Here is a 16,870-nt window from a genome sequence, read left to right as displayed (position 1 = left end):
AGGCCGCCGGCCGGCGACTGCAGGCAGGCGGCCGCGTAGCGAAGCGCCGCCAGCTTCAGCTCGAGGCCTCCACCGGTGCCGAGGGGCCGGAGACCGCGCCGGCCAGACGGAACACCGCCACCGCCTGCACCAGCCGCTCGGCCTGCAGCTTCAGGCTCTCGGCCGCGGCGGCGGACTGCTCGACGAGCGCGGCGTTCTGCTGCGTCGCCTGGTCCATCTGGCCGACCGCCTCGCCGACCTGCGCGACGCCGGTGCTCTGCTCGTGCGAGGCCGCGCTGATCTCTCCCATCAGGTCGGTGACGCGGCGGATCGCCGCCGCCACCTCGTCCATCGTCGAGCGGGCCTGGCCGACCAGCGCCATGCCCTGCTCGACGCGCTCGACGCTGCCGCCGATCAGCGACTTGATGTCGCGTGCGGCCTCGGCCGAGCGCTGCGCCAGCGAGCGCACCTCGGCGGCCACCACCGCGAAGCCGCGGCCGGCCTCGCCGGCGCGCGCGGCCTCGACGGCCGCATTGAGCGCCAGGATGTTGGTCTGGAACGCGATGCCGTCGATCACACCGATGATGTCGGCGATGCGGCGCGCGCTCTCGTCGATGCCGGTCATCGTCTCGACGACGCGCGCCACCACCGCCCCGCCCTCGCCGGCGACCTGTGTCGCGCCGATCGCCAGCTCATTGGCCTGGCGTGCGTTGTCGGCGGTCTGCCTGACGGTGCCCGACAGCTGCTCCATCGACGCGGCAGTTTCTTCGAGCGCGCTGGCCTGCTCCTCGGTGCGTGCGCTCAGGTCGAGGTTGCCCTGCGCGATCTGCGCGCTGGCCGTCGCCACGGCCTCGGCGTTCTGGCGCACGCCTTGCACCACCTCGGCGAGCCGGCGCCGCATCGCGCCCAGCGCCCGCAGCAGCTGCGCGACCTCGTCCTGGCCGGACGGGTTCAGCTCGCGCGTCAGGTCGCCGGCGGCGACCGTCTCGGCGAACTCGATCGCCTGGCGCAACGAGCGCGTGATGCCGCGCACCAGCGCCAGGCCCAGCCACAGCGCAAAACCGACGCCGGCCACGATGGCGCCGACCTCGACCGCGCGCATCGTGCGGTAGCGCTCGGCCGCCCCGGTGTACGCCGCCTCCGCCTCGCGCAGCTGCAGCGCCTGCAACTGCTCGATGCCGGTCGCCACCGGCTGGTACAGCGGGCGCACCTTCTCGGTGACGATCCGGCGCGCGCCCTCGATATCGCCGCCGCGCAGCGCGCGCACGGCCGGCATCAGCCCGTCCTCGACGAAGCGCCGGCGGTCGTCGGTGAACTGCCGCGCGAGCGCGGCCTCCTCGGGCGTCATCGCCGTCGCCATGAAGGCCTGCCAGGCCTTGCCGACGGCCTCGATGTTGGCCTCGACCTCGGCGGTGTTGCGACGGATCTCCTCCTCGCTCGGCGTGACCAGCGTGACCGCGATGGCCAGCCGGTTGCGCAGCAGGCGCTCCTGCACGTCGGCGAGCTGCTGCATCGGCAGCACGCGGTCCTGGTACACCGAGCGCAGCGCCTCGTTGCTGCGGGCGGTCGCGGACAGGCCCAGCGCGCCGATGCCCATCAGCAGCAGCGACAGCACGGCCAGCAGGATCAGCAGTCGGGTGGTGATCTTCAGGTTGCTCATGGTCCTTCGTGGTCAGGGAAGATCGGACAGTCCGCCGTCGGCGGACGCGGACGCCGCGGCGCCGCTGCGCTTGGCGGCGTACATCGCGCGATCGGCGCTCGCCATCAGCGCGGCGGGAAGACGCCCATCGGCGCCCCAGATCGCCATGCCGACGCTGGCACCGACGTGCAGGGCATGGCCGCCGACTTCCAGCGGCAGCCCGATGGCGGCGGCCAGACGCGCGGCGATGCGCGCCGCGGTGTCGCGTTCGCGCACGCCGGACAGCAGCACGACGAACTCGTCGCCGCCGAAACGGGCGACGGCATCGTCGCGCTGCACCGCGTTGCGCAGGCGCGCGGCCACCGCACGCAGCACGAGGTCGCCGACACCGTGCCCGTGCAGGTCGTTGATCGGCTTGAAGCGGTCGAGGTCGACGAACAGCAGCGCGAACGGCGGGCCGTCCTGCGCCGCCGCGCAGGCCGCCTCGAGGCGGGCCAGAAAGTGCGCGCGGTTCGGCAGGCCGGTCAGCGGATCGTGCAACGCGGCATGCTCGAACGCACGCTCGCGCTCTTCGCCGCTCAGGTCGCTGAGCAGGCCGACGAACACCGGATCGTCCGGCCCCGTCGCGACCGACACCGACAGTCGGATCGGGAAGACGCTGCCGTCCTTGCGCACGGCCGTCAGCCGGCGCCCGATGCCGATCACCTTCGGCTCGCGCGTGCGCAGGTAGTCGTTGATGTAGCGATCATGGGCCTCGCGGTGCGGCGAGGGCATCAGCATCGAGACGTTGCGCCCGATCACCTCGTGCGCCGCGTAGCCGAACATCGCGCAGGCCGCCTTGTTGAACGATTCGACCCGGCCGCGGCCGTCGATCGTCACGATGCCGTCGCTGACGTTGTCGATCACGCCGGCCAGGCGGCGCAGTGCGTCGGCCAGCGCGGCACGGCCGGCGTCCGGACCGTCCGGCGGCGGTTCGCCGGCGGCCGGCACGCCGGCCGGCAGGATGGCGGACGATGGCGTCATGAGCGCGTTCGGCGAGATGCGTTCTGCACGATCGATCGGTTTTAGCGTACATCGTAGCGTACGCCGTAAACTCAAGGGGTCTTTGGCGCACCGGCGACACCTGCGACGCGACAATGCGTCGCAATGCACGACCCGGCTTCGTTCCGTTGAGCGATCTCCATACGCCCCGCCGCCGCCCCGGCCCCGAGCAGGATGCGCTGCGCCGCGACATCCTGTCCGCCGTGCGCACGCTGCACCTCGAGGGCGGCAACGACGCGGTGACGATGCGCGCGGTGGCCGACACGGTCGGCCTCTCGGCGATGGGGCTCTACCGCTACTTCTCGAACAAGAGCGCGCTGGTGATGGGCGCGTGGGACGAAGCGCTCGCCGACGCGCTGGCGGCGTCACTGGCCCGTCTTCGCCCGCGCGATGCCGCGCCGGCCCGGTTGCGCGCGTTCTACGCCGGCTACATCGACTACTGGCTCGAGCACCCGCACGCCTGGCGCATGATGTTCGACGTGCAGCGCGGCGCGGCCGAAGGCGAGGTGTTCGCCGGCGGCCCGGCGGCGGCGTTCCGGGCGCATGCACAAGCGCTGGTCGACGCGTGTTTGCCGTCGGCCGGTGCGGCCGCCAGCCGAAGCGCGCACGACCTGTGTCGCTGCAAGGTGCTGGGTTACCTGTTCCTGGCGGTCGGCATCGGCTTGCCGACGGGCGATCCGCGCACGCTGCGCGACGCCATGCTCGACGACATCGTGCGTCAGCTCGATGGGGCCGATGCGGCGCCGGTGCGCCGCCCGGGCGCGGTCAGTCGAGTGAAATCCTCGCGCGGCTGACGTAGGCCCGCAGCAGCGGCAGCTCGCGCGCGACACGCGCGTCGAAGGCGCTGCCGGGCTGGAACTGCAGGTCCATGCCGGCCTGCTCCAGCGCCGAACGCGCGGCCGGCTCGGCCACCACCTGGGCCAGTGTCGACGACAGCTTCTGCTGCACCGACGCCGGCAGCCCGCGCGGCGCGACGACGGTGATCCACGCGACCATCTCGTAGTCCGGGTAGCCCGCCTCGGCGATCGTCGGGACGTCCGGCAGCTGCGGCGAGCGCCTGGGCGACGTGATCGCCAGCGCCTTGACCTTGCCGCCCTTCAGCATCGGGATCGCCGCCACCAGCGTATCGACGCTCAGGTCGACCTGGCCGCCGACCAGGTCGGCCATCGCCGGCGAGCTGCCCTTGTACGGCACGTGCAGGATGTCGATGCCGGCCATCACCTTCAGCATCTCGCCAGCGAGGTGCGAGGTCGTGCCGGCGCCGAAGGATGCGTAGCTGATCTTGCCCGGCCGTGCCTTGGCCTGCGCGACCAGGCCCTTGATGTCGCCGGCCGCGAAGCCCGGGTTCGCCAGCAGCATCAGCGGCGACGAGCCGATGATGCCGATCGACTCGAAGCTCTTCTCCGGCGAGTACGGCAGCCTGGGCTTCAGCGCCGGGTTGACGGTGAAGGTGGTGTTCGACGAGATCAGCAGCGTGTAGCCGTCGGCCGGCGCCCGGGCGACCAGCGTGGCCCCGATCTCGGTGCCGGCGCCGGGCTTGTTGTCGACCAGCATCGGCTGGCGCAGCTTCTCGGCCATGTGCCTGGCGAGGATGCGGGCGATGGTGTCGGTGGCGCCGCCCGGGCTGTACGGCACCACCAGCGTGATCGGCTTGGCGGGCCAGGCTTCGGCGGCGAAGACCGGCGCGGCGCCGGCGATCAGGACCGCGGCGGCGGCAAGGGCAAGGCGGCGCATCATGCAGGTTCTCCTCGGTCAGACGACGGACGTGGCGGCGGTGTGCAGCGGGCGACCGTCGGGCAGCGGCGGCGCGGTGACGATCGAATGCAGCGCCGGTTCGGCATGGCGCAGCGCGTGGAGGTCGGGCCGCGGCCGCCGCAGCGCCGCAACCTGGGCGAAGGCCCGCTCCAGCGCCAGCGCGGCCGACAGCAGCGCCGCATCGCCGCGGAAGCCGCCGACCACCTGCAGCCCGAACGGCAGGCCGAGCGCATCGGTACCGCAGGGCAGCGTGATCGCCGGGTGCGTGGTCAGCGTGGTGACGTAGGTCAGCGCCAGCCAGCGGTAGTAGTTGGCCTGCGGCCGGCCGTCGACCAGCAGCGCATGCGGCTCGGTCCAGCGGAAGGGCGACACCGGCGTCGTCGGCGCGAGCACCAGATCGACCTCCGCCGTCTGGCGCTGCCAGCGCTGCAGGATGCGCGTCTGCTCGGCCTGCGCCCAGGCGCAGTCGCGCAGGCTCATGCGCGCGCCTATCTCGTAATTGGCGCGGGGGTTGGGGCCCAGGCTGTCCGGATCGCGCTCGTAGGCCTCGCGCGTGCCGGCGACGAAGGCCTCCGCCCGCAGCACGTCGAACGTGCCGTGCACGTCGCCGAGCTCGAAGTGCAGCTCGTCGCAGGAAGCGAACAGGTGCCGCATCGCGGCGACCTTGCCGGCGAACGCGGCGCGAATGTCGGGATCGACGTCGCAGCAGCCGAAGTCGGTGGTCCAGCCGACGCGCAGGCGGCCGAGCTCCGCCGGCGGCAGGGACAGGAACGATGCCGCGTCCACCGGATAACTCAGCGGATCGCCGGCACACACGCCGGCGGTGGCGGCCAGCTGCAGGCAGGTGTCCTCGACCGTGCGGCCCATCGGCCCGACCACCGAGATCGGCGACCAGCCGAGCAGCCGCCGCGCATTCGGCACCAGCCCGGGCGACGGCCGGAAGCCGACGACGCCGCACTTCGATGCCGGGATGCGCAGCGAGCCGCCAGTGTCGGAGCCGGTGCACACCGGCAGCAGGTCCAGCGCCAGCGCCGCGGCCGAACCACCCGAGGACCCGCCCGCGTTCAGGTTGGGATCGAACGGATTGCCGGTCGCCCCCCACACCGGGTTGCGCGTATTCGCGCCGGCGCCGAGCTCGGGCACGTTGGTCTTCGCGGCGACGATGCCGCCGGCGCGGCGCAGGCGCGCGACGAGCTCGACGTCCTCGCTCGGCACATGGCCGCGGAAGTTCGGCGAGCCGAAGGTGGTCAGCAGCCCGGCGGTCGGCTCCAGGTCCTTCACGCCCACCGGCAGGCCGTGCAGCAGGCCGAGCGGCTCGCCGCGCCGCGCCGCGCGTTCGGCGTCACGGGCTTCGACGCGGGCGCGCTCGAAGCAGGTCGCGGTGACCGCGTTGACGTACGGGTTCAGCGTCTCGATGCGCGCGATGCAGGCCTCGAGCAGGTCGACCGGCGAGATCTCGCGCCGGCCGATCAGGCGGCGCAGGTCGACCGCGGAGAACTCGGCCAGGGAAGTGGGCGCAGCGGATGCGGTCATGCCATCGGTCCTCTCGTCCGGCGCCAGGAACGGCCCCTCGACGACGCCGATGCTAGGGAAGCCCTAGCACCGTCATCAACGGCCGTCTCTAGAATCCATCGTTGCTGTTCGCGCAATCCTCTTCCACCACCACCCTGCCGACGCGCCATGCCCCGCAAGATCGACCAGCGCATCCTGCAGGAACCGGTGCTGCGCCACTTCCTGGAAGTGGTGCAGACCGGCTCGGTGACCGCCGCCGCCGAACGGCTGCATGTCGCGCCGTCGGCGGTCAGCCGCAGCATCGCGCGGCTGGAGCAGTCGCTGGACACGCTGCTGTTCGAGCGCCGTGCGCGCGGCATGCGGCTGAACTCCGCCGGCGAGCTGCTGGCGGTGCATGCCAAGCGCGCGTGGCAGGACGTCGAGCGTGTCGCCGCCGAGATCGAGTCGCTGCGCGGCCTGCGCACCGGCACCGTGCGGCTGGCCAGCACCGATGGTTTTGCGTCCGAGTTCCTGCCGGCGCTGGTGGCCGAGTTCCAGCGCGAGTACCGCGGCATCCGCTTCCAGCTCGACGTGCGGCTGCAGGCCGAGATTCCGCAGGCGCTGCGCCATGGCGACGTCGACATCGGCATCACCTTCGGCATGAGCTCCGAGCGCGACATCGACGTCGCGCTGCGCCATCCGGCGCCTATCCTCGCGATGATGGCGCCGGACCACGCGCTGGCGTCGCGACGGCAGCTCGCGCTGTCGCAGGTGGTGGCGCATCCGCTGGCGCTGCCGCCGCCGCACTCCACGCTGCGCCAGCTGCTCGAGATCAGCTGCGCGCGCCAGGGCTTGAAGGTCGATGCGGTGCTGGAGACCAACCGGCTCGAGCCGATCGTCGCCTTCGTCAGCGCCGGCGGCGGGCTGTCGCTGTGCGGCGAGGCGGCGATCCGCTCGCGGCTGAAGGCCGGCACGCTGGTGGCCGTGCCGCTGCGCGACCGCGAGATGAACGAGCGCCACTTCGAGGTGCAGACGCTGGCCGGCCGCACGCTGCCGGCGGCGGCGCAGGCTTTCCTGGACCACCTGCGCGGCGTGCTGGAACGCGACTGGTGAGCCCGTGTTGCGTTGCGATCGACGCAACGACAGTTTGTGAAAGTTGTCACGTGCGCGGCGGCGCGCGGCTCGACAATCCGTTCCACCCAAGGTTTCAAGCAGTACCCAACCATGGCGTCCGGGCGCTTTCACATCCTGGTGCTCGGGGCCGGCATCGTCGGCGTCGCCACCGCCCTGCAACTGGCCCGGCGCGGCCACGCGGTCGCACTGGTCGACCGCCGCGCGCCCGGCCGCGAAACCTCGCACGGCAATGCCGGCATCATCCAGCGCGAAGCGGTGGTGCCGTATGCCTTTCCGCGGCAATGGCCGGCGCTGATCGACGCCGCGCTGCGCCGCGGTGCGGCGGTGAACTGGCACCTGCGCGCGCTGCCCGGCCTGGCCGCGCCTTTGGCACGCTATTGGTGGCACTCCGCACCGGCCCGCCACCGCCGCATCGCCGACGACTACGCCCGCCTGATCGCCCATTGCCAGGACGAGCATGCCGCGCTGCTGCACGACAGCGAGGCCGAGCCGCTGCTGCGGCGCGACGGTTTTCGCATCGTCTTCCGCACGCCTGCGGCGCTGGCGGAGGCGGTCGCCCACGCGGACGACGTCGCCCGCCGCTACGGCGTGCGCCATGCGGTGCTGGACGGCGCGGCGCTCGCATCCGCAGAACCGGCGCTGCGGCCGGGCCTCGCCGGCGCACTGCACTGGCTGGACCCGTGGACCGTCAGCGATCCCGGCGAGCTGGTGAGGCGTTATGCGCAGCGCTTCCGGCGCCTGGGCGGCGAGCTGCACCTGGGCGACGCGACGAGCCTGCAGCCCGACGGGGCGGGCTGGCGCGTGCGCACCGCGCACGGCGCGCTGAAGGCCCGCCATGCGGTGATCGCGCTCGGGCCCTGGTCCGCCGCGCTGACGCAGCGCCTGGGCTACCGGCTGCCGTTGTTCGTCAAGCGCGGCTATCACCGCCACTTCGGTGCCGCGGCCGACCGGCCGTCGCTGCAGCTGCCGCTGCTGGACGCCGAGCGCGGCTACGTGCTGGCGCCGATGGCCCGCGGCATCCGCCTGAGCACCGGTGCGGAGTTCGCGCGCCTGGGCGCCCCGCCCTCGCCGGTGCAGCTGCAGAGGGCGCTGCAGGCCGCCCGCGGGCTGCTGCCGCTGGGCGAGCCGGTCGACGACGAGATCTGGCTCGGCAACCGCCCCTGCACGCCGGACATGAAGCCGGTGATCGGGTCGGCACCGAAGCACCCGGGCCTGTGGTTCAACTTCGGCCATGCGCACCAGGGCTTCACGCTGGGCCCGGTCAGCGGCCGGCTGATCGCCGACATGATCGACGGCGTGCCGCCCCTGGTCGACGCCGGGGCGTTCTCGCCAGCGCGCTTCGCCGCGTGATCGGACGGGCGCGCCGGCACGCCGGGCGCGCGCCGCGCTAGCGGTCCGGCCCGAGCTTCCAGAACTGCTCCATCGCCAGGTAGGTGAACGAGGCCGACCAGCCGATCAGCAGCAGCCCGTTCAGCGCCTCGACGCCCGCGAGCAGCCGGATCGGGCCGGTGGGCGTCAGGTCGCCGAAACCCAGCGAGGTGTAGGTCTCGGCCGAGAAGTAGATGTAGGACCAGATCGACGGCTCGGCCGCGCCGGACAGCGTGCCCGCGCCGAGACCGTTGACCAATGCGCCGAGCACGAGTCCGTACAACCCGATCTCCGCCGCGTGCGCGACGAAGGCCGCGAGGATCACGACGACCAGCTTGGCGCGGCCCGGCATGCGCAATGCGGGCAGCCGCGCGTTGACCAGGCGCAGCACCTCGTAGTGCAGCACCGTGGTCGCGACGACGAGCAGGCAGCAGGCGGCGATGACGGAGGGCATGCGGGTCAGCCCGCTCGCGGGCGCAGCTCGGTGGCCTGCGACCATACCGCCCGCCATGTGCCGGACTGTTGCTGGTAGATGTCGGTGTGCCAGCACTGCACTTCGCGGCCAGACGGGTCTTCGGATGCGGTTCCGAGGTCGTCGGCGCTGTTCATGCGGCGTCCCCGAGGTCATCGATCCACTCGAGCAGTTCGGCGGCGCTGCGGCCGCGCGCATCGTCGGCGTCGGCCAGCGGTGCGACACGAGGACGCAGCGAACGTACGAAGTCGCGCACCGCGTCCTGCACCGCGTCGCCGAGGTACGTCTCGTGCCCGGGTTCGGGCACGAAGGTGCTGCCCAGGTCGATCAGGGCCTCAAGGACCGCGCGCTGCGTCCAGGGGCTGCCGTCGACGAGCAACTGCTCCAGCATCGGCAGCGCCGCCAGCACGACCGGATGGAAGGTGCCGGCGTGGTTGTTGCCGATCGCCCACAGGAAGCGGTCGGTGGCGTCGTCGGCGGCCGCTTCTTCATGGGCGTCGCGCAGTGCGTCGAGCGCGCCGGCGACGCTGTCCTCGTCGTTCCATTCCGGCTGGGGAAAGTGCTCGAAGGTATTGTTGGTCATGGCCTCGCCATCATCGCACCGGCCACCATCGGAGGCCTCGATGCGTCGCGGCTGGCCGCTGGCGGTGGCCGCTGAATTCGCCCGCTAGGAGCGCGCGGCGGTCGACCGACCTGCCCGCTTCAGAACCACAACCACAGCCGGCGCACCCAGCGCGGCGTGGGGTCCTTGCGCGGCTGGTAATGCTGGCGCCAGTGCAGCGCGGCCAGGCGGGTCGGGGCGTCGGTGCGGATGCAGGGGGTCATGGGGCGCTTTCGGAAAGGTGGGGGAGATCGGTCCGGGCGGTTCGCAGGGGTCGGGCATCAGCCGCGGTCTTCGTCGCGGCGCAGCGTCTCGGCCACCGGCTCGACACGCTGGCCGTTGACGTACGCCGCGCCGTCGTGCACCTCGATCAGCATCTCGCCGAAACGGCTCTGCCACACGTAGCACTGCACGCCCTCGGTGGACAGCGGCAGCTCGGGTTCTCGATCGGCGGGGCGCAGCAGGATCTGGGGCAACAGCGGGGCGTTCATGGCGGACAACGGGTCGACAGGCGCAGCCGGGAATGGCAACTGGTGGATACTGTATGCCCATCCAGCTGTTTCGTCACCTTGTCCCTGCTCGCCGCGTCACCTTCCGACGACCCGCCGCGTGCGACCGTCGCCGTGCGCGCGTTGTGCGAGTTCGCGGCCCGGCAGGGCGACCTGGACCACCGCTTCACGCCCGTGCCGAGCGCCGATGAAGGGATCGCTGGCCACCAGGTGATCGCGCGCCGGCGCGGCGACGGCTGGCGCGCCGAGGTGCCGCTGGAAGGCCGCCACCGCCACCTGCGGGTGCGCGGCCGTGCCGACGGGGTCGACGAGGCGCGTGCGCTGATCGAGGAGGTGAAGACCTGCCGCGGCAACGCGGCCGCCATTCCCCCGAACCAGCGCGCCCTGCACCGCGCGCAGGCGATGGTCTATGCCGCGCTGTGGTGCGCCGACCACGGCGCGCCGGCGTGCAACGTCGCGGTGGTCTATGTCGACATCGACCGCGACCACGAGGAATCGTCCGACGTCACGCGCCACAGCGCCGCCGAGCTGCAGCAGTTCTTCGAGGCGCTGTGCGAACGCTACCTGGCCTGGGCCGACCGCGAGCTGGCGCACCGCGCCCGGCGCGACGCTGCGCTGAGGCCGCTGGCGTTCGTGCATGCCTTCCGCGACGGCCAGCGCCAGCTCGCCGAGAGCGTGTTCGTCGCTGTGCGCCGCGGCCGCCTGCTGCTGGCGCAGGCGCCGACCGGCATCGGCAAGACGCTGGGCACGCTGTTCCCGGCGCTGAAGGCGATGCCCGAGCAGGCGGTGGACAAGCTCTTCTTTCTGACCGCCAAGGGCTCGGGGCGCGCGGCGGCGCTGCACGCGCTGCAGACCCTGCGCGGCGGTGGCGACGACGGCGCGCTGCCGCTGCGCATCGTCGAGCTGACCGCGCGCGACAAGGCCTGCGAGCATCCGGACAAGGCCTGCCACGGCGACGCCTGCCCGCTGGCGCGCGGCTTCTTCGATCGCCTGCCCGCGGCGCGCGACGAGGCTGTCGCACACGATGCCCCGCTGACGCGCGATGCGCTGCGCGAGCTCGCGCGCCACCACGCGGTGTGCCCCTACTACCTCTCGCAGGAGCTCGCGCGCTGGGCCGACGTGGTGGTCGGCGACTACAACCATGTCTTCGACCACGGCGCGCTGCTGCACGGGCTGACGCTGGCCGACGGGCTGCGCAGCGTCGTGCTGGTGGACGAGGCGCACAACCTGATCGAGCGCTCGCGCGACAACTTCAGCGCCCGCCTCGATCCCGCCGAGCTGCGCGCCGCGCGGGCCGCCGCGCCGGTGTCGCTGCACAAGCCGCTGGACCGCCTGCGGCGCGCCTGGAGCGCACTGGCGCAGGAAGACGTCGCGCCCTACCGCGTGCTGCCCGCGCTGCCGGCGCGCCTGGACAAGGCGATGCGGGCGCTGATCGAGGCCATCGGCGGGCACCTGGCCGAAGCGCCGCGCGCACCGCCGGAACCGGCGCTGATGGCGCTGTACTTCGTGCTGCTGCACTTCGCGCGGCTGCTGGAGGCCTACGACGCGTCCCACTCGTTGATCGACCTGGTTCGCGACGTGGTTCGCGACCCGGTCCGCGACCCGGTTCCTGACACCGGGCGTGAAGCCCCGCCCCGCCGCCGCCGGCCCGCGCTGCCGGTGCTGACCTTGCGCAACGTGATCCCCGCGCCCTTCCTGAAGCCGCGTTTCGCCGCGATGCATGCGACGGTGCTGTTCTCCGCGACGCTGGCGCCGATGCCCTACTACGCCGACACGCTGGGCCTGCCGGACGAGGCCGCGTGGCTGGAGGTCGACTCGCCGTTCTCGCCCGCGCAGCTCGCGGTGCGAGTGGTGCCGTCGCTGTCGACGCGCTGGCGCGACCGCGCCGCCAGCGTCGCGCCGATCGTGCGGCTGATCGGCGAGCAGTTCACCCGCCAACCCGGCAACTACCTGGCCTTCTTCGCCAGCCACGACTACCTGGCGCAGGTGGCGGACGCGTTCATCGAACGTTATCCCGACGTGCCCGCCTGGCGCCAGGCCCGCCGCATGGACGAGGCCGAACGCGCCGCCTTCACTGCGCGCTTCGTGCCCGGCGGCGCCGGCATCGGCTTCGCGGTGCTCGGCGGGCTGTTCGCCGAAGGCGTCGACCTGCCCGGCACGCGCCTGATCGGGGCGTTCATCGCGACCCTCGGGCTGCCGCAGCTGAACCCGGTGAACGAGGCGCTGCGCGAGCGGCTGCAACAGCGCTTCGGCCAGGGCTTCGAATACGCCTACCTCTACCCCGGCCTGCGCAAGGTGGTGCAGGCCGCCGGCCGGGTCGTGCGCACGCCCGAGGACACCGGCACGCTGCACCTGATCGACGACCGCTTCGGCCGCGCCGACGTGCGCCGGCTGCTGCCGGGCTGGTGGCAGTGCGAGGTGCTGCGTCCCGCGTGATCAACGCCGCCGCGTCAGCCACACGCCGATGCCCGCCAGCACCAGCCCGGCCAGCGCGAGCCCCGACAGGCGCTCGTCGAACAGCGCCCATGCGATCAGCGCGGTCGACGGCGGCACGAGGTAGAACAGGCTCGCCGCATCGACGGCGCTGCCCGAGCGGATCAGGTGGTTCAGCAGGCTCACCGCGCCCAGCGACAGCACGAACACCAGCCAGCCGAGCGCGAAGGCGAACTCGCCGGTCCACTCGATGCGCAGCGGCTCGGTCAGCAGCGCGGCGATCGCGGTGGCGATGGTCGCCGGGATGAACTGCACCACCAGCCCGGTGCGCCAGTCGAAGGACGGGCACCAGCGCTTCTGGAACAGCGTGCCCGCGGTGATCGCCAGCAGCGCCAGCACCGCCGCCGGCAGGCCACGCGGGCCAAAGCCCGTTTCGTCAGGCCCGCCGAATCCGGCGCCGAAGCGCTGCACGACGACCAGGCCGACACCGGCGAAGCCCAGCACCAGGCCGAGCCAGCGCCGGCCGTCGAGCTTCTCGTCCATCCAGCCCGCCGCGACCACCGCGGTCAGCAGCGGCTGCAGGCCGACCACCAGGCTGGTGACGCCCGCCGGTAGGCCCTGGCCGATGGCGATGAAGACGCCGCCCAGGTACAGGCCGTGCACCAGCAGCCCGGCGATGCCGATCGCGGCCCAGGCGCGCAGGCCCTGCGGCCACGGCGCACGCATCGCGAGCGCCACGCCGGTCATCACCGCGATCACGATCGCATAGCGCAGCACCAGGAAGAGCAGCGGCGGCGCGTGCGGCAGGCCGAGCCGCGCGCCGATGAACCCGGTGGACCAGAGCAGGACGAACAGCAGGGGAATCGCGCGGCGCATCGGCCGCATCATGCCGCCTCCCCCGCGGCCATCGCGCCGGCCAGCTCGCCCAGCTGCCGCAGCGCCCGGTCGACGCGCGCATCGCCCGGGTGCCCGAGGTTCAGGCGCAGGTGGTGGTCGAAGCGGCCGTCGACCGAGAACAGCGCGCCAGGCGCGGTGCTGATGCCCTGCGCCATCGCGCGGTGGTGCAGCGCCAGCGCATCGACCTGCGGCGGCAGTTCCAGCCAGACGAAATAGCCGCCCGATGGCCGCGTCATTCGCGTGCCAGCGGGAAAGTGCCGTTCGATCAGCCGCGAGGCGCGCTGGCGCTCGCCGGCCAGCGCGGCGCGCAGCCGGCGCAGGTGGCGGTCGTAGCCGCCCTGCGCCAGGTAGTCGGCCAGCGCGCGCTGCGGCGGCAGCGAGGTGGCCAGCGTGCTCATCGTCTTCAGCCGCTGCACCGCCTGCGCCTGCCGGCCCGCCGCGGCCCAGCCGATGCGGTAACCCGGCGCCAGGCACTTCGAGAACGACGAGCAGTGCAGCACGCGCCCGGCGCGGTCGAAGGCCTTGGCCGGCAACGGGCGGCGGCCCTCGTCGTGCAGCTCGGCATAGACGTCGTCCTCGATCAGCGGCACGTCATGGCGGGCCAGCAGGTCGACGAGCGCCTGCTTGCGGGCATCGGGCATCAGCGCGCCCAGCGGGTTCTGGAAGCTGGTCATGAACCAGCAGGCGGCGATGCGCTGCGTCTGCAGCAGCGCGGCCAGCGCGTCGAGGTCGACACCCGTGCGCGGATCGGTGCGCACCTCCACCGCGCGCAGCTGCAGCCGCTCCAGCGCCTGCAGCGCCGCGTAGAAGGTCGGCGACTCGATCGCCACGACGTCGCCGGGCCGGGTCACCGCCTGCAGGCACAGGTTCAGCGCCTCCATCGCGCCGTTGGTGATCACCAGCTCGTCGTCGGCCAGTGCCACGCCGTGCAGCGCATAGCGCCGGCGCAGCGCCAGCAGCAGCGCGGGGTCGCCGGCGAGCAGCGCGCCGGTGACCTGGTCCGGATCGAGCTTGCGCATCGCGCGCGCGCCGCTGCGCGCCAGCTCGGCCAGCGGGAACAGCCGCGCCGACGGGAAGGCCGAGCCCAGCGGCACCCGTGCCGGATCGGCCGCCGAGCCGACGAGCCCGAACACCAGCTCGCTGACGGCCACCGGCGTCGCGTCGCCGCGGGCGTCGGCGGCCGCCGGCGCGGCGCGGGGCGGCCGGCGCAGCGCGCGCACGAAATAACCCGAGCGTTCGCGCGGCTCGACGAGGCCCTGCGTCTCCAGCAGCGCATAGGCCTGGAACACGGTCGACGGGCTGACGCCGCGCGCGCGGCAGGTCTCGCGCACCGAGGGCAGCCGGTCGCCCGGCCGCAGCACGCCGGCGCGGATCGCCTCGCCCAGCTCGTCGGCCAGGCGGCGGTAGCGCGGACCCGCGTCGCGGGACATCTGATCGGCCTCGGTCTGCATGGCACCGATTCTTGCGTAGCAGCGGCCGGCTCAACGGCTGTTCGGCGCATTTCCCGCCCATCTGATCCGGTTGGTCCGATGGATTTCTGCTCCTGTTCAAACCAGATGGCTCGGCGCAGACTGCCGGACGTCCGCCGACCCGCCCTTGCCGCCTGCTGAGTCCATGCCGCTGCGCCCCCTGTCCTGCCTGATGGCGCTGCTCGCCGCCACGCTGCCGGCGATCGCGCAGCCGGCGCGCGATGCGCGCGTGCCGGACACGGCGGCCCAGCGCGCGCTGGCCTGCACCGCCTGCCACCGCCTGACCGACGTGCCGACGCGCGAGGGCTACATCCCGCGCATCGCCGGCAAGCCTGCCGGCTACCTGCACGAGCAGCTGCAGGCCTTCCGCGACGGCCGGCGCCGCAACGACGCGATGGCGCGGCTGCTGGAGAACCAGAGCGAGGCGTCGATGCGGGCGCTGGCCGCTCACTTCGCGGATCAGCATGCCCCGTACCCGCCGCCGGCCGCGGCCCCCGCCGGTGCGGCCGCGCAGCGCGGCGCCGCCTGGGTGCGCCAGGGCGACGCCGCGCGCGGCGTGCCGGCCTGCGTGCGCTGCCACGGCGAGGCGCTGACCGGCATCGCGCCGATGGTGCCCGGCCTCGTCGGCCTGCCGGCCGGCTACCTGACCGCGCAACTCGGCGCGTGGCGCAGCGGCGTGCGCCAGGGCCGCGCACCCGACTGCATGGCGCAGATCGCCAGGCGCCTGCCGGCCGACGCGGTCAGCGAGATCGCGCAATGGCTGGCCGCGCAGCCGGTGCCGGTGCCCGCGACGCCGGCGGCCTCGGCGCCGCCCGCGCCCTGGCCGCCGATGGACTGCGGGATCCTTGCGAAATGAGCCGCGCCCTGCGCGCCCTGCTCGCCGCGCTGCTGGCGTCGCTGCTCGCCGCCTGCGGCGGTGGCCGAAGCGCCGACGATCCGACCCAGGCCACGCCGCCCGCCGCAACCCCGCAACAGATCGCGCACGGCGCCTACCTCGCGACGCTGGGCAACTGTGCCGGCTGCCACACCATGCCCGGCGGCGCGGCCTATGCCGGCGGCCGCGGGCTGGCGACGCCCTTCGGCATGGTCTACGCCGGCAACCTGACGCCCGATGCGGCGACCGGCCTCGGCCGCTGGAGCGCCGAGGACTTCTGGCGGGCGCTGCACCACGGCCGCTCGCGCGACGGCCGCCGCCTGCTGCCGGCCTTCCCGTACACCGCGTTCACCCAGGTGCGGCGCGAGGACAGCGACGCGCTGTTCGCCTACCTGCGCAGCCTGCCGCCGGTGAACCGGACGAACACCGCGCATGCGCTGCGCTTTCCCTACGACACGCCGGCGGCGATCGCCGTCTGGCAATGGCTGTTCTTCACGCCGGGCACGCCGCCGCCCGCCGCTGCCGACGCCGATCCGGTCGCGCGCGGCGCCTACCTCGTGAACGGCCTCGGGCACTGCGCCGCCTGCCATGCGCCGCGCAACGTGCTGGGCGCCTCGTCCGCTGCGCCGGCCGGCGGCGACATCCTGGGCCAGCCCTGGTACGCGCCGTCGCTGCACCCGTCCGCCGGCCGCCGCGCCTCGGCCGACGAGCTGGTGCAGCTCCTGCGCAGCGGCCGCAATGCGCTCGACAGCGCGACCGGCCCGATGGCCGCCGTGATCTTCCGCAGCACGCAGCATTGGAAGGACGCCGACCTGCAGGCCGTGGCCGCGTACTTGACGCGCTTGCAGCCGCAGCCGGCGGACGACCCGCCCGAGCCCGCCTCCCCGGCCCAGCTGCTGCGCGGCGGCGAGCTCTACGGCCGCCATTGCGCCGACTGCCACGGCCAGCGGGGCGAAGGCCGCGCCGGCGCCTACCCGCCGTTGGCCGGCAATGCGACGGTGCAGCAGCCCGGCGCGCGCAACCTCGTGCAGCTGATGCGCCACGGCAGCTTCGCGCCGGCCACCGCCGCGAATCCGCAGCCCTACAGCATGCCGCACGCCGGGCTCGACACGCGCGACATGGCCGCGGTGGCCAGCTACGTGCGCCAGAGCTGGGGCAACCGCGCATCGGCGGTGGACGAGATCGACGTGCTGAAGCTGCAGTGAACG

The 16,870-nt window shown here is 73.4% G+C and carries 17 protein-coding genes; 6 read left to right on the top strand and 11 right to left on the bottom strand.

Annotation, left to right across the window (positions count from 1 at the left end; all coding sequences use genetic code 11):
• Nucleotides 1-55 precede the first annotated feature (55 nt).
• A complete protein-coding gene (locus tag P1K89_RS14610; RefSeq protein WP_284617170.1) occupies nt 56-1,639 on the bottom strand; it encodes a methyl-accepting chemotaxis protein in 1,584 nt (527 codons plus the stop codon).
• Nucleotides 1,640-1,651: 12 nt separating this feature from the next.
• Nucleotides 1,652-2,641, bottom strand: coding sequence for a diguanylate cyclase domain-containing protein (locus tag P1K89_RS14605; RefSeq protein ID WP_284617169.1), 990 nt, complete (start codon nt 2,639-2,641; stop codon nt 1,652-1,654).
• Between the two features lie 146 nt (nt 2,642-2,787).
• On the opposite strand from P1K89_RS14605, the gene P1K89_RS14600 reads away from it, so the two are divergent.
• Nucleotides 2,788-3,453 carry a TetR/AcrR family transcriptional regulator gene (locus tag P1K89_RS14600; RefSeq protein WP_284617168.1) on the top strand — a complete coding sequence of 222 codons (666 nt, stop codon included), beginning with the start codon at nt 2,788-2,790 and terminating at the stop codon, nt 3,451-3,453.
• Here the strand turns inward: P1K89_RS14600 and P1K89_RS14595 are convergent.
• Together P1K89_RS14595 and P1K89_RS14590 are read right to left on the bottom strand one after the other, a co-directional pair.
• A complete protein-coding gene (locus P1K89_RS14595; RefSeq protein ID WP_284617167.1) occupies nt 3,425-4,396 on the bottom strand; it encodes a Bug family tripartite tricarboxylate transporter substrate binding protein in 972 nt (323 codons plus the stop codon). The two genes, P1K89_RS14600 and P1K89_RS14595, sit on opposite strands and share 29 nt — an antisense overlap.
• A 15-nt stretch (nt 4,397-4,411) precedes the next feature.
• Nucleotides 4,412-5,947, bottom strand: a complete 1,536-nt coding sequence (locus P1K89_RS14590) for an amidase (RefSeq protein ID WP_284617166.1) — start codon at nt 5,945-5,947, stop codon at nt 4,412-4,414.
• Between the two features lie 147 nt (nt 5,948-6,094).
• Here P1K89_RS14590 and P1K89_RS14585 point away from each other — a divergent pair, with 147 nt between their 5' ends.
• Complete coding sequence (locus P1K89_RS14585; RefSeq protein WP_284617165.1) at nt 6,095-7,018, top strand: LysR family transcriptional regulator; 924 nt, start codon at nt 6,095-6,097, stop codon at nt 7,016-7,018.
• 111 nt (nt 7,019-7,129) lie between these two features.
• Nucleotides 7,130-8,389, top strand: a complete 1,260-nt coding sequence (locus P1K89_RS14580; protein ID WP_284617164.1) for an NAD(P)/FAD-dependent oxidoreductase — start codon at nt 7,130-7,132, stop codon at nt 8,387-8,389.
• Nucleotides 8,390-8,426: 37 nt separating this feature from the next.
• On the opposite strand, the gene P1K89_RS14575 is transcribed toward P1K89_RS14580, so the two are convergent.
• From P1K89_RS14575 to P1K89_RS14555, 5 genes are all read right to left on the bottom strand, one after another.
• Nucleotides 8,427-8,861 carry a potassium channel family protein gene (locus P1K89_RS14575; RefSeq protein ID WP_284617163.1) on the bottom strand — a complete coding sequence of 145 codons (435 nt, stop codon included), beginning with the start codon at nt 8,859-8,861 and terminating at the stop codon, nt 8,427-8,429.
• 5 nt (nt 8,862-8,866) lie between these two features.
• On the bottom strand, nt 8,867-9,016 hold the full coding sequence (locus P1K89_RS14570; protein ID WP_284617162.1) for a hypothetical protein: 150 nt from the start codon (nt 9,014-9,016) through the stop codon (nt 8,867-8,869).
• Nucleotides 9,013-9,462: a hypothetical protein gene (locus P1K89_RS14565; protein WP_284617161.1), complete on the bottom strand. Its 450-nt coding sequence runs from the start codon at nt 9,460-9,462 to the stop codon at nt 9,013-9,015. The genes P1K89_RS14570 and P1K89_RS14565 overlap by 4 nt, the downstream gene beginning before the upstream one ends.
• 119 nt (nt 9,463-9,581) lie before the next feature.
• Entirely contained in the window at nt 9,582-9,704 is a 123-nt protein-coding gene (locus P1K89_RS14560) for a hypothetical protein (protein WP_284617160.1), read from the bottom strand.
• A 57-nt stretch (nt 9,705-9,761) separates the two neighbouring features.
• On the bottom strand, nt 9,762-9,971 hold the full coding sequence (locus P1K89_RS14555) for a hypothetical protein (RefSeq protein ID WP_284617159.1): 210 nt from the start codon (nt 9,969-9,971) through the stop codon (nt 9,762-9,764).
• A 78-nt stretch (nt 9,972-10,049) separates the two neighbouring features.
• On the opposite strand from P1K89_RS14555, the gene P1K89_RS14550 reads away from it, so the two are divergent.
• Complete coding sequence (locus tag P1K89_RS14550) at nt 10,050-12,425, top strand: helicase C-terminal domain-containing protein (protein ID WP_284617158.1); 2,376 nt, start codon at nt 10,050-10,052, stop codon at nt 12,423-12,425.
• On the opposite strand, the gene P1K89_RS14545 is transcribed toward P1K89_RS14550, so the two are convergent.
• Nucleotides 12,426-13,298 (bottom strand): DMT family transporter, encoded by an 873-nt coding sequence (locus tag P1K89_RS14545; RefSeq protein WP_284617157.1) that lies wholly within the window; start codon nt 13,296-13,298, stop codon nt 12,426-12,428.
• Nucleotides 13,299-13,306: 8 nt separating this feature from the next.
• A complete protein-coding gene (locus tag P1K89_RS14540) occupies nt 13,307-14,770 on the bottom strand; it encodes an aminotransferase-like domain-containing protein (protein ID WP_284617156.1) in 1,464 nt (487 codons plus the stop codon).
• Nucleotides 14,771-14,933: 163 nt separating this feature from the next.
• On the opposite strand from P1K89_RS14540, the gene P1K89_RS14535 reads away from it, so the two are divergent.
• Both P1K89_RS14535 and P1K89_RS14530 read left to right on the top strand, forming a co-directional pair.
• Entirely contained in the window at nt 14,934-15,644 is a 711-nt protein-coding gene (locus tag P1K89_RS14535; protein ID WP_284617155.1) for a c-type cytochrome, read from the top strand.
• Nucleotides 15,641-16,867 (top strand): c-type cytochrome, encoded by a 1,227-nt coding sequence (locus P1K89_RS14530; RefSeq protein WP_284617154.1) that lies wholly within the window; start codon nt 15,641-15,643, stop codon nt 16,865-16,867. Before P1K89_RS14535 ends, P1K89_RS14530 begins: the two co-directional genes overlap by 4 nt.
• The last annotated feature ends 3 nt before the right edge of the window (nt 16,868-16,870 follow it).

The sequence above is a fragment of the Aquabacterium humicola genome, assembly GCF_030167915.1.
Taxonomy (GTDB): Bacteria; Pseudomonadota; Gammaproteobacteria; order Burkholderiales; family Burkholderiaceae_C; genus Pseudaquabacterium; species Pseudaquabacterium humicola.
The sequence above is the reverse complement of the archived record's forward strand: the minus strand, read 5'-3'. Positions and strand labels throughout refer to the sequence as shown.